The organism is Trichococcus sp. (assembly GCF_049684335.1).
Taxonomy (GTDB): Bacteria; Bacillota; Bacilli; order Lactobacillales; family Aerococcaceae; genus Trichococcus.
In genome coordinates, this window is record NZ_JBAVFV010000005.1 from 1 (window position 1) to 13033 (window position 13033).

Consider the following 13033-nt stretch of genomic DNA (forward strand, 5'->3'; position numbering starts at 1 on the left):
TCGAAATGATTTGTGCCCTGACTTTTTTAAAATAGTGGGCCATTTTAAAAATTTTATAATTTCCTGTTAATCATAGGAATTCAGGCGGGTTTTTGTTAAAATATAGAGAGTTACGAAAAAGTGAGGGATAAAGCATGGCTCTATTCAAGAGTGAGAATCCAAAAACAGAATTGCCGTTCGATGAAAACGGCATCGTTCCAGCCCATGTCGCCATCATCATGGACGGAAATGGCCGTTGGGCCAAGAAAAAATTTATGCCACGTGTCTACGGGCACAAAGAGGGCATGAATACCGTGAAAAGGATAACCATAGAAGCAAGCCGCCTTAATGTAAAGGTGTTGACGCTGTATGCCTTTTCGACAGAAAACTGGAAACGTCCGACTGACGAAGTCAATTTTTTGATGGGTTTGCCCATCGATTTTTTTGATGTGTTCATGCCGGAATTGATGCAGAACAACATCAAAGTGACGACCATCGGCTGGATTGACCAATTGCCTGAAAAGACGCTGAAAGTCGTGCAAAATGCGATCGAAAAAACGAAAGACAATACTGGTCTGGTTTTGAATTTTGCGTTGAATTATGGTTCCAGGGCTGAAATCCTTCAAGCGACAAAAATGATTGCGCGCGATGTCGCATCGGGAAAACTCTCGGCAGACGAAATCACCGATGACGTATTCGCTGGATACCTATTCACGAGCGGGCTTGGCGAATGGCAGGATCCCGATTTGCTGATCCGCACCAGCGGGGAAATCCGTTTGAGTAACTTTTTGCTCTGGCAGGCTGCGTACAGTGAAATGTACTTCACGGAAGAATTTTGGCCTGATTTTTCAACAGCCAGCTTGCGGGCTGCGCTAGCAGAATATCAGCATCGCAATCGCCGCTTCGGCGGCATATAAGGAGGATAACATGAAGGAAAGAGTAATCACAGGTTTAGTGGCTGCTGCCGTTTTTATCCCATTTTTATGGATTGGGGGACTGGCGTTGCAACTGCTTATGACAGCAATCGGATTGATCGCCGTCCAAGAACTATTAAAGATGAAAAAGCTGACCATCTTCAGCGTGGAGGGAATCATCACCGCTTTGGCGACCGTCCTTTTGATGTTACCGGAATCCTACCTGCATTTCATCCCAGACGGCATCGATGCGATGCTTTTGATTTATTTGGAAGCATTGATCCTGTTCGTATTCACAGTGTTCTCAAGAAATGATTTCAGCTTTGACGATGCAGCTGCTTCCGTTCTGACTTCCCTTTATGTCGGGAGAGGCTTCTATTACTTCATGCAGACAAGGGATATTGGATTTTGGATGGTGCTTTTAGTGCTGTTCATCATCTGGGGAACGGATATTGGCGCTTACATGATCGGAAGGAAAATTGGCAAGAACAAATTGGCTCCGGCAATCAGCCCAAACAAAACGATCGAAGGATCCGTCGGCGGATCGATTGCTGCTGTGCTGATCGCCATCGTGTTTTTCCATTACTACAATCCATTGGGTTTATCGATGGGCCTTCAGATCATGCTCGCAGTCCTGCTTTCAGTCTGCGGTCAGATGGGCGATTTGGTTGAATCGGCATTCAAACGTTATTTCGGCGTCAAGGATGCCGGGAAGATTTTGCCTGGACATGGCGGCATGCTCGATCGTTTCGACAGCACGCTTTTTGTGATGCCCGTGTTCCATATTTTTCTGCATTTCATCTTTTAAGAACGGGAAGTCAAGATACAGAAAGGGAGGGATTACATGTTTCAGACAATCATAACGTTCATTATCGTGTTCAGCATATTAGTGATCATCCATGAATTCGGCCATTTCTATTTTGCGAAAAAAGCGGGCATTTTGGTTCGTGAATTCGCAATCGGCATGGGACCGAAAATCTTCTCTCATCGTAAAAACGGAACGACCTATACGATCAGGATGCTCCCTATCGGCGGATACGTGCGGATGGCAGGCATCGGGGATGAGGACACCGAGTTGAAACCCGGTATGCCGCTTAACATATCCCTTGATGAGGCACAACAAGTAACTCAAATAGATTTAAGCAATAAACAGCATTTGCGTGCTGTTCCGATAGAATTACTGGAAGCTGATTTGGAACAGGCGCTCTTCATTAAGGGCATCATTCCGGGAAGTTCGGAACCCGTTACCTATGAAGTCAAACGCGATGCGACAATCATCGAAGCGGATGGAACAGAGGTTCAGATCGCTCCCATCGATGTGCAATACCAATCAGCCCCCTTACTGAAACGGATGATGACAAACTTTGCCGGACCGATGAATAATTTCATTTTGGGTATTGCGGTTTTCATCACGATTGCGTTCATGCAAGGCGGCGTTACGGTCAACGATAATCGCCTAGGCGAAATCCAACCGGACAGCCCGGCGGAAGCAGCCGGATTGCGGGAGGATGACGAAGTCTTGGCTGTGAATGGCGAAGAAATCGCTGAATGGACGGAACTGGTTGCATCCATCCAAGCTAATCCGGGCAATGAAATCACACTCTCTGTCGTGTCTGACGGCCAAGAAGCGCGTGATGTGCTCATCACCCCCGAAACGAAAACCGATGAGCAGGGAAATGATTACGGGCTGATCGGTGTCGCTCCCCCTATGGATCGCACGGTGATGGCTAAAATCAGTTACGGTTTTGAAGAATTCTGGTTGATAGCCACTTCCATCTTTGGTTTGGTTTTCTCCATGTTCAGGACCGGCTTCCAAGCCGATTCTTTCGGCGGGCCTGTCGCCATCTATGCGGCAACGGAACAGGTCGTTGATTATGGCTTTATGAGCGTGCTCAGTTTCTTGGCCTATTTGAGCATCAACCTTGGTGTGGTGAATCTTTTGCCGATTCCGGCATTGGATGGCGGGAAACTGCTGCTGAACGTAGTGGAAGGAATCAGAGGCAAGCCACTGGATCCTGAGAAGGAAGGCATCATCACTGCTATCGGAATGGGGCTTTTGCTCCTACTGATGGTCATCGTCACTTGGAACGATATCCAAAGATTTTTCTTTGGGCAATGATAGGAAGAAAATAGGAAGATTCAAAGAAAGGAAAGCTCATTCTTTGGATCTTTTTGTTTGTTAGTTAAGAAGGAGCGATCAAATGGCATTATCGAAACATGAACTGTTCCAGCAAATGCTGGAACAGATAAATCTGCATCACAAGCCGGAGTACCTACCGTATTTTGAAAACGGGGAAATCGAACAAGTCATCGTGCATAAAAAATCCAAATTATGGTCATTCCAGTTCGTTTTTGACAACGTCCTGCCTTTCGAAGTGTTCAATGCTTTGATGAACCATATGAAAATAAAATTCCAATCCATCGCCACGATCGATTTTCAGATCAAAACAAGGAAACCGATCTTGACGAACGAGAGCATCCTGGATTATTGGGAAACGGTCGTCCAGCGAAGCAACATATCCTCGCCGCTGGTCCAGTCGCTTTTTGCCAAACATACTCCAGTCGTCCTGAACAACAAAGTCGTGATCAACGTTGAAAATGAGATCACCAAAAATCATTTAGCGGATAACTACTTATCGGTTATCCAACAGAATTATCTGGTCTTAGGTTTCCCGAGTTTCCAAATCACAATTGAAGTAGACGAGGAAGCATCCGAAGCCCGAATGGTGCAATATTTGGCAAGGAAACAAGAGCAGGATGAAATGTTGGTCAAACAAGCAGAAGAAGCCATCAAACAAAACCAGCAGGACAGACAACGCAGTGACGGCTCGCAATCGAAAGGCGGCAACAACGGGCCCTTGCTGATCGGCAGACAAATTTCAGGCAAAGAAGAAATCAAGCAGATGGCTTCGATCACCGAAGAAGAGCGTTCTGTGGTCATCGAAGGCTACATTTTCGACAGCGAAATCCGTGAACTGCGCTCCGGCAGAAAACTGCTCGTATTCAAAATGACGGATTATACTTCCTCGTTTTCGGTGAAGCTGTTCTCGTCAAATGAAACGGATGAACAGAACTTCGAGCTGGTCAAAAAAGGCATCTGGGTGCGCGTACGCGGGAGCGTCCAAGAAGACACGTTCATGCGTGACTTGGTTGTGAATGGCCGCGACGTCAATGAAGTGGCTCATGCGGAACGGAAAGATCGGGCGCCCGAAGACGAAAAAAGAGTCGAATTGCATCTGCACTCAAACATGAGCCAGATGGATGCCACAAACGGCATCGGCGATTTTGTCAAACAGGCAGCAAAATGGGGACACAAAGCTATCGCGCTGACTGACCATGCCGCTGCGCAAGGCTATCCCGATGCCCATGCAGCCGGGAAAGCGAATAACGTGAAAATATTGTACGGGATTGAAGCGTATGTCGTGGATGATGGTGTTCCGATTGCCTATAATCCGGTCCATGAGGATCTCAGCGAAGCAATCTATGTGGTTTTCGACGTGGAAACAACGGGCCTGTCGGCAGTATACGATAAGATTATCGAGTTGGCTGCCGTAAAAATGTACAAAGGAAATGTTATCGAGACATTCGAAGAGTTCATCAATCCGGGTCATCCGTTATCGCAGACGACCATTCACTTGACCGGCATAACCGATGACATGGTGCGCGACTCCAAACCGGAAAAAACGGTGTTGGAGGAATTTGCGGCATTCTCAGAAGGATCTATTCTTGTAGCCCACAATGCCAGTTTTGACATGGGCTTCCTGAACAACAGTTATGAACGCCATGGCATGCCAGAGGCGCCCCATCCGGTGATTGATACCTTGGAAATGTCCCGTTTCCTGCATCCGCAATTGAAATCCCATCGTTTGAATACGTTGGCGAAACGCTATGGTGTCGGCTTGGAACAGCATCACCGAGCAGTTTATGATTCGGAAACAACGGGGGCACTCTGCTGGATATTCCTGAAAGAAGCACGCGAAGAGCATAACATCTTGTTTCATGATGATCTCAACAAATATATTGGCGGCGGCGATTCTTACAAACGGGCACGCCCGTTCCATGCAACGATTTTGGCAAAAAATCAAGATGGGCTGAAGGACCTGTTCAAAATTATATCTGCTTCGAATATCGAGTATTATTACCGGACACCGCGTCTTCCGCGCAGCGTTCTGCAAGCAATCCGGGGAAACTTGTTGATCGGTTCTGCCTGCAGCGAAGGCGAAATCTTTGAGGCGATGATGCAAAAAGGGGCAGAGGTAGCAAAGGAGAAAGCCAAGTTCTATGATTACATCGAAGTCATGCCGAAAGAAGTTTATGCACCGCTCATCACGAAGGAATTAGTCAAGAATGAAAGCGATCTGGAGGAAATCATCACCCAAATCGTTGCCATCGGGGATGAACTGGGCAAAACGGTCGTCGCAACCGGGAATGTCCATTATCTGAACAAGGAGGACGCCATCTACCGGGAAATATTGATTGGGTCCTTGAAGGTGAATCAAGGAAAAGTTCTGCACATGCCGGAAGTCCATTTCCGAACGACAGATGAGATGTTGGACTGTTTCTCCTTCCTGGGCAAAGAAAAAGCCAAGGAAATCGTCGTTTATAACACTCAAAAAATTGCTGACAGCACGGAAGTGATTGTTCCGATCAAAGATCAATTGTATACGCCCAACATGGAAGGTGCGAATGAGGAGGTCACGCGATTAGCTTATGATGAATCAAAACGGCTCTATGGCGAAGAACTCCCTGAACTGGTCGAAAAAAGGCTGGAGAAGGAGCTTAACTCAATCATCGGCAACGGCTTTTCGGTCATCTATCTGATTTCCCAAAAACTGGTGCTGAAGAGCAATCAGGACGGCTACTTGGTAGGATCACGGGGATCGGTCGGCTCAAGTTTCGTAGCTACCATGACCGGGATAACGGAAGTCAACCCTTTGCCGCCGCATTACCGCTGTCCGAAATGCAAATATTCCTATTTCTATGAAGATGGTTCAATCGGTTCCGGCTACGACTTGGAAAAGAAGGACTGCCCGAAGTGTGGGGAGAATATGGACCGAGATGGGCACGACATACCATTCGAAACCTTCCTGGGGTTTTATGGAGACAAAGTACCCGATATCGACTTGAACTTCTCGGGGGAATACCAAGCGCAAGCCCATGCCTACACGAAAGAGCTATTTGGCGAAGAATATGTGTACCGGGCCGGAACAATCGGCACGGTTGCGGACAAGACAGCCTTTGGTTATGTGAAAGCCTATGAGCGGGATCACAACTTCCGATTCTCATCAGCGGAAATCGATCGCTTGGCAAAAGGCTGCACAGGCGTTAAACGGACGACCGGACAGCACCCCGGCGGCATTATCGTTATTCCGGACTATATGGATGTCTACGATTTTACACCTATTCAGTTCCCGGCCGATGCCCAGGATTCTGAATGGAAAACGACCCACTTCGACTTCCACTCCATCCATGATAACGTGCTGAAGCTGGATATACTTGGACACGACGATCCGACCGTTATCCGTATGCTGCAGGATCTGTCCGGGATCGATCCGCAAACGATTCCGCCCAATGATCCGGATGTCATGAAGATATTCAGTGGCACCGAAGTGTTGGGTATCACACCGGACCAGATATTCAGTAAAACCGGAACACTCGGAATACCTGAATTCGGGACGCGCTTTGTCCGTGGAATGCTGGAGCAGACGAGCCCGAACACCTTTGCGGAATTGCTTCAGATTTCGGGACTTTCCCATGGCACGGACGTCTATCTGGGCAATGCCGAAACGCTCATCCGCGAAAATAATATCCCGCTGGCGGACGTTATCGGCTGTCGTGACGACATCATGGTCTATCTGATTCACCATGGGATGGATGACGGTCTGGCTTTCAAAATAATGGAAAGTGTCCGTAAAGGGAAAGGGATTCCTGATGATTGGCAGGCGGAGATGCGGGCAAAGGAAATACCTGAATGGTATATCCAATCCTGCCTGAAGATCAAATACATGTTCCCGAAAGCCCATGCTGCGGCGTACGTATTGATGGCTTTGCGCGTCGCGTATTTCAAAGTGCACCAGCCAATCCGTTACTATTGTGCCTTCTTCTCCGTGCGCGCGCAGGATTTCGATTTGGTTGCGATGACACAAGGGAAAGAAATGATCAAGACCCGCATGAAAGAAATCATGGATAAGGGTTTGGATGCCTCGGTCAAGGAAAAAAGTTTGCTGACCGTAATGGAATTGGCGAACGAAATGGTCGAGCGCGGCTTCACCTTCAAGATGGTCGATCTCGATAAATCGCACGCCAATAATTTCGTGATTGAAGGGGATACGCTGATTGCACCATTCCGGGCCATCCCGGGATTGGGCGGCAACGTGGCGAACCAGATCGTTCAAGCGAGGGAAACCCAACCGTTCCTGTCCAAAGAGGACTTGGCAACGAGAGGGAAGGTTTCGAAGACGATCATCGATTACATGAATGAAAATGGCGTGTTGAAAAACTTACCCGACGAAAATCAACTTTCTTTATTTGATTTTTAGGGGAAGGCTATTCCAAAGCCATTAGATTGGTAAGTCCTTGCATTTACTGACACAATGGTGTATGATTATATAAGAATAAGTCGTCGGATGGAGTGAGCGGAAACGCTCACTCTTTTTACGCAGTCAGCCAATGTATGACAGTGGTGTAGGATTGATAAAGGAGGATTTCTGTGAGTCGTGTAGTAGATGAAGTTCGAGTAGTGGTTCAACCAATAGTTGATGAACAGAATTTAGAATTAGTGGATTTGGAGTTTTTGAAGGAAGGGAAAAACTGGTTTCTCAGAATCTATATAGATAAGCCAGGCGGCATCGATATCGAAGAGTGTGCATTGATCAGCGAAAAGGTCAGTGAAGCATTGGATGCCATCGACCCTGATCCAATCCCGCAAGCGTATTTCCTGGAGGTGTCCTCACCAGGAGCAGAGCGTCCATTAAAGACTGAAGCGGATATGCAAAATGCCATCGGAAAATACGTGCATCTGTCCTTCTATCAGGCGATTGATGGTGAGAAATTCTACGAAGGAACGTTAAAGGAAATAAATGACGAGTCCGTCGTATTGACGATCAGAATCAAAACCAGAACAAAAGATATCGAAATCGAAAGAAAACAGATCGCAAACGCAAGATTGGCTATCCAATTTTAATCATTTTTTGAGATAGGAGTGAAAGAATAATATGAGCAAAGAAATGTTAAGTGCTCTCGAAGTGTTGGAAAAAGACAAAGGTATTTCAAAAGAGATTGTTATCAGTGCGTTGGAAGCTGCGCTTGTGTCTGCATACAAACGTAATTATGGTCAGGCCCAAAACGTTGAAGTGGAATTCGATACAAAAAAAGGGGACATCCATGTCTACGCTGTTAAAGAAGTAGTGGATATGGTGTTTGATTCGACTTTGGAAGTGAGTCTGGAGGATGCTCTAAAGATCAATAAAGCATACGAATTAGGCGATAAGATCCGTTTTGAGGTCACTCCTAAAGATTTTGGACGGATTGCCGCTCAGACAGCCAAGCAAGTCATCATGCAACGTATCCGTGAAGCGGAACGCAGCATCGTCTACAATCAATTCATCGCTTATGAGAATGACATTTTGACGGGCGTTGTCGAAAGAATGGACAGCCGGTATATTTATGTGAGCCTTGGGAAAATTGAAGCGGTATTGTCTAAGCAAGAGCAGATTCCGAATGAAACGTTCCAGCCGCACGACCGCATCAAAGTGTACATCACAAAAGTTGAGAACACTTCGAAAGGACCGCAAGTTTTTGTCAGCCGCAGTCATCCCGACTTGCTGAAGCGATTGTTTGAGCAAGAAGTTCCGGAAATCTTCGATGGCGTAGTCGAAATTGTTTCGATCGCCCGTGAAGCCGGAGACCGTTCAAAAGTAGCCGTGCGCTCACGCGATAAGAACGTTGATCCTGTCGGAACTTGCGTAGGACCAAGAGGCCAGCGTGTCCAAGCAATCGTAAACGAATTGCGCGGAGAAAATATGGATATCGTTGAATGGAATGAAGATCCGTCGATCTACATCGGAAATGCATTGAATCCAGCACAAGTCGTGAATGTAGATTTCCATCAAGCGGACGGCAGTTGCACAGTCATCGTTCCGGATTATCAACTATCATTGGCAATCGGTAAAAAAGGTCAAAATGCGCGCTTAGCGGCAAAATTGACAGGCTATAAAATCGATATCAAGTCCGAAACGGAGTATAATAAGTTATTGATGGAATCCGGTGCTCAAAAAGTTGCAGCCGATGATGAAGATGCTGATACACTTCATTCTTTCGCTGGCTTGGATAAGATGTTCCCGGCTGAGGAAGTCGCTGAAGATATCGCTGTTCCAGCGGAAGAAACGGATTATGCGGAAGCATACGAAAATGATGAACAAATCCTTGATCCTGAAGATGTAGAGCAGCTGATCTCGGAAGTCGAGACAGATCCAGAACAAAGCTATGATGAATTAGCAGAGGACTATCAAGACTAATCAGTGAGGTGAAGGTTTATGAAGACAAGAAAAGTTCCGATGAGGAAATGTGTCGTCTCCAACGAGATGAAACCAAAAAAAGAATTAGTCCGAATCGTAAAAAATCAAGCAGGTGAAATCGCCATTGACCCTACCGGCCGCATGAATGGCCGTGGAGCCTATGTCTCTCTGGAACCTGCATTGGTGCAGAAAGCTTGGAAGCAACACATTTTGGAGAAACATCTTGAGACCGCGATCAGTGATGCGTTCTATCAAGAGTTGTTCGATTATGTTGAACACCAAAAAGCAAGGAGCTTATTATGACACCTGAAGATAAGATGTTGAATTTGCTGGGCTTGGCATTGCGCGCCGGCAGATTGATTACAGGTGAAGAAATGACCATCAAGTCCATCCAAAAAAATGAAGCAGTCTTCGTCCTTTGTGCGACGGACTGCAGCGATAACACCAAAGAAAAATTAGAAAACAAATGCCGCTATTATGAAGTCCCGTTCCTGGTGCATTTCACTTCGGAACAAATCAGTCAAGCAATAGGCAAGTCCCGTTCCATTTGCGCCTTGACCGATAGAGGATTCGCCAAAAGTTTCATGCGGCTGAAAGGAACAAAGTAATGAGATAAGGGAAGGTGATGACATGGAAAAAAAACGTGTCTACGAGTATGCAAACGAACACAAGATACCAAGCAAAACGGTGTTGGATAAAGCAAAACAATTGGGGATCGATTATCATAGCCATATGTCAACCATGGAAGACGGAGACATCAAAAAGTTGAACCAATCCATCTCTTCCACTGCTGGTAACCAGGTTGCCAAGCCAAGTGCACCGCAATCCAGTGCGACACAGAAGAAGCAACCAGCAGACAACAAAAAGTCGCCTGCAACCGGAACACATAAACCTACTGATAAGAGTGAACTGAGGAAAAAAACAGACATGAAAGATAAACCATCGAATCCTTCTCCGAATCAAAAAAACGGTTCCGAAAATAAAGGACAAGCAAGAAACGCTACAGAAAAGAATACAAATCGGCCGGCGCAAGCCACAAGCCAAGCTGGACAAAATCGTCCAAATAATAAAATGAATCGAGTTGACTCTGTTTCGCCAAACAAATCAAATGATAAACCAGTGCAGAAAACTGCAAACACTAATACTACTACCAATGCGCCAGCCAAATCAAGCCGTCCATCATACGGTCAAAATTCAGGCGGATCCAATCCACGCAGTCAAGGAAATCAAGGGAGAGGCAACAATCCCTACAACAAAAATAAACGCTCAAAATTCAAAAAAGGCACGACCAAGCAAGGACCGGCAGTACCGCCACGCAAATTCCGCGAGTTACCGGAAACGTTCGTCTATACAGACGGTATGAATGTAATGGAAGTTGCCAAAAAACTGCACCGTGAGCCAGCTGAAATCATCAAAAAATTATTCTTGATGGGCATCATGGTCACTCAAAACCAAGCATTAGGAAAAGACGCCTTGGAATTGTTGGCTACTGATTATGGCATCGAAGCCGAAGAAAAAGTCGTTCAGGATATTTCCGATTTGGACAGCTATTTCGAAATGGAAGAAAATCCGGAAGACTTAGTTTCTAGACCACCTGTTGTCACTATCATGGGTCACGTCGATCACGGTAAAACAACGCTTTTAGATTCACTGCGCAATACGAACGTAATCCAAACCGAAGCAGGCGGAATCACGCAGCATATCGGCGCTTATCAGGTCAAAATCGATGGCAAACCGATCACGTTTTTGGATACACCAGGACATGCGGCCTTCACGACGATGCGTGCCCGCGGAGCGGATGTAACAGATATCACAATCATCGTTGTTGCAGCTGATGACGGTGTGATGCCACAGACAATCGAAGCTATCAGCCACGCAAAAGCGGCTGATGTTCCTATCATTGTTGCCGTGAATAAAATCGACAAACCAACAGCAAATCCAGATCGCGTTATGCAGGAACTATCCGATCAAGGTTTGGTTCCGGAAGCTTGGGGCGGCGAAACGATTTTCGTTAACATCTCAGCTAAGTTCGGTCAAGGGATCGATGAATTGTTGGAAATGATTTTGTTGGTTGCTGAAGTCCAGGAATTGAAAGCTAATCCGAATCGTTTAGCGATCGGTTCCGTAATCGAAGCCCGTTTGGATAAATCAAAAGGACCGATTGCTACCGTCTTGGTGCAGTCAGGTACTTTGAAAATCGGCGATCCGATCGTAGTCGGCTATACTCATGGTCGCGTCCGCGTAATGACCAATGATCAAGGCAGACGCGTAAAAACGGCTGGGCCTGCAATGCCTGTCGAAATCACAGGTTTAAATGCAGCACCGCAAGCCGGGGATCACTTTGTTGTCTTTGAAGATGAGAAGACAGCGCGTCAAGCCGGTGAAGAACGTGCGAAACGTGCCCTAATGGAACAACGTTCAACGCAGAACCGCGTGACTTTAGATAACTTGTTCTCCAGCTTGAAAGACGGAGAACTTAAAGATGTCAATGTCATCATCAAGGCTGACGTGCAAGGTTCAGTTGAAGCATTGGCTGCGAGCTTACAAAAAATCGAGGTCGAAGGTGTCCGAGTCAAGATTGTTCACTCGGCAGCAGGCGCAATCAATGAGAGTGACGTTACCTTGGCGGCAGCCAGCAACGCGATCATGATCGGATTCAATGTTCGTCCGACTCCTCAAGCGAAGATCCAAGCGGACAACGAAAATGTGGACATCCGTCTGCACCGTATCATCTACAACGCCATCGATGAAATCGAAACAGCGATGAAGGGCATGCTGGATCCTGAATTCGAAGAGCAAGTAACCGGTCAAGCGCTTATCCGTGAGACTTATAAAGTTTCTAAAGTCGGCACAATCGGTGGAGCTTTCGTAACGGATGGCTACATCGGAAGAAGCAGCAGTATCCGTATCATCCGCGACAACATCGTCATTTTCGACGGCAAACTTGCAAGCTTGAAGCGATTCAAAGATGATGCCAAAGAAGTTAAAAAAGGCTTCGAATGTGGTGTGATGATCGAAGATTACAACGATATCCGCATCGATGATGTCATCGAAGCGTACCATATGGTTGAAATCAAGAAATAAAACGCAACAGCAATCAAGCTAGTGAGAGGTGAACCAATATGGCTAATTTCAGAGCCGGAAGAATAAAGCAAGAAATACAACGCGAAGTGAATGATATCCTGGCTAAGCGTGTAAAAGATCCGCGTGTTGCGAACGTAAACATCACTGATGTGGAAATCACCGGTGACTTGCAGCAAGCTACCATCTATTACAGCACATTGTCGGAACTTGCCAGCGATCGTGAAAAAACGCAACTAGGATTGGATAAAGCTACTGGCCTTGTCCGCAAGGAACTTGGAACGCGTCTGACACTTTACAAGACACCAGAATTGATCTTCAAACGAGATGAATCGGTAGCTTATGGCAGCAAAATCGATGAATTGATCCGCAAGATGCACGAGGACGAAAAAAAATAGATTTCATATTTTCGCACTAAAAGACAGACACAATGATCATTGCGATCGTTGTGTCTGTCTTTTTTTTGCATAACGATTATAATTCAGTCCTAAAGGCACATAAAATTGACCGAGGTACGTTTTTGCGAGCGCATTGAATAAAAGA

Annotated in this window: 10 protein-coding genes; all 10 read left to right on the forward strand. The window is 46.2% G+C overall.

Annotated features, from left to right (window positions below):
- Positions 1-134 precede the first annotated feature (134 nt).
- Positions 135-896 carry an isoprenyl transferase gene (locus WBM30_RS01070; RefSeq protein ID WP_424898966.1) on the forward strand — a complete coding sequence of 254 codons (762 nt, stop codon included), beginning with the start codon at positions 135-137 and terminating at the stop codon, positions 894-896.
- Positions 897-906: 10 nt separating this feature from the next.
- Positions 907-1701 carry a phosphatidate cytidylyltransferase gene (locus WBM30_RS01075; RefSeq protein ID WP_424898967.1) on the forward strand — a complete coding sequence of 265 codons (795 nt, stop codon included), beginning with the start codon at positions 907-909 and terminating at the stop codon, positions 1699-1701.
- Between the two features lie 36 nt (positions 1702-1737).
- Positions 1738-3012, forward strand: a complete 1275-nt coding sequence (gene rseP / locus WBM30_RS01080) for an RIP metalloprotease RseP (protein ID WP_424898968.1) — start codon at positions 1738-1740, stop codon at positions 3010-3012.
- An 82-nt stretch (positions 3013-3094) separates the two neighbouring features.
- Entirely contained in the window at positions 3095-7432 is a 4338-nt protein-coding gene (locus WBM30_RS01085; RefSeq protein ID WP_424898969.1) for a PolC-type DNA polymerase III, read from the forward strand.
- A gap of 170 nt (positions 7433-7602) precedes the next feature.
- A complete protein-coding gene (gene rimP, locus WBM30_RS01090; RefSeq protein WP_424898970.1) occupies positions 7603-8076 on the forward strand; it encodes a ribosome maturation factor RimP in 474 nt (157 codons plus the stop codon).
- 31 nt (positions 8077-8107) lie between these two features.
- Positions 8108-9409: a transcription termination factor NusA gene (gene nusA / locus WBM30_RS01095; protein WP_424898971.1), complete on the forward strand. Its 1302-nt coding sequence runs from the start codon at positions 8108-8110 to the stop codon at positions 9407-9409.
- A gap of 18 nt (positions 9410-9427) precedes the next feature.
- Positions 9428-9712 carry an RNase P modulator RnpM gene (gene rnpM, locus WBM30_RS01100; protein ID WP_086627877.1) on the forward strand — a complete coding sequence of 95 codons (285 nt, stop codon included), beginning with the start codon at positions 9428-9430 and terminating at the stop codon, positions 9710-9712.
- Complete coding sequence (locus tag WBM30_RS01105; RefSeq protein ID WP_107995208.1) at positions 9709-10017, forward strand: L7Ae/L30e/S12e/Gadd45 family ribosomal protein; 309 nt, start codon at positions 9709-9711, stop codon at positions 10015-10017. Before rnpM ends, WBM30_RS01105 begins: the two co-directional genes overlap by 4 nt.
- A 22-nt stretch (positions 10018-10039) precedes the next feature.
- On the forward strand, positions 10040-12493 hold the full coding sequence (gene infB / locus WBM30_RS01110; protein WP_424898972.1) for a translation initiation factor IF-2: 2454 nt from the start codon (positions 10040-10042) through the stop codon (positions 12491-12493).
- A 38-nt stretch (positions 12494-12531) separates the two neighbouring features.
- Positions 12532-12888, forward strand: a complete 357-nt coding sequence (rbfA, locus tag WBM30_RS01115) for a 30S ribosome-binding factor RbfA (RefSeq protein ID WP_086627880.1) — start codon at positions 12532-12534, stop codon at positions 12886-12888.
- Positions 12889-13033 lie beyond the last annotated feature (145 nt).

Excerpts from the sequence above, each read along its gene's own strand:
- WBM30_RS01070 (WP_424898966.1), top strand. The coding sequence starts at position 135 with ATGGCTCTATTCAAGAGTGAGAATCCAAAAACAGAATTGCCGTTCGAT.
- WBM30_RS01075 (WP_424898967.1), top strand. The coding sequence starts at position 907 with ATGAAGGAAAGAGTAATCACAGGTTTAGTGGCTGCTGCCGTTTTTATC.
- rseP (WP_424898968.1), top strand. The coding sequence starts at position 1,738 with ATGTTTCAGACAATCATAACGTTCATTATCGTGTTCAGCATATTAGTG.
- WBM30_RS01085 (WP_424898969.1), top strand. The coding sequence starts at position 3,095 with ATGGCATTATCGAAACATGAACTGTTCCAGCAAATGCTGGAACAGATA.
- nusA (WP_424898971.1), top strand. The coding sequence starts at position 8,108 with ATGAGCAAAGAAATGTTAAGTGCTCTCGAAGTGTTGGAAAAAGACAAA.
- rnpM (WP_086627877.1), top strand. The coding sequence starts at position 9,428 with ATGAAGACAAGAAAAGTTCCGATGAGGAAATGTGTCGTCTCCAACGAG.
- WBM30_RS01105 (WP_107995208.1), top strand. The coding sequence starts at position 9,709 with ATGACACCTGAAGATAAGATGTTGAATTTGCTGGGCTTGGCATTGCGC.
- infB (WP_424898972.1), top strand. The coding sequence starts at position 10,040 with ATGGAAAAAAAACGTGTCTACGAGTATGCAAACGAACACAAGATACCA.
- rbfA (WP_086627880.1), top strand. The coding sequence starts at position 12,532 with ATGGCTAATTTCAGAGCCGGAAGAATAAAGCAAGAAATACAACGCGAA.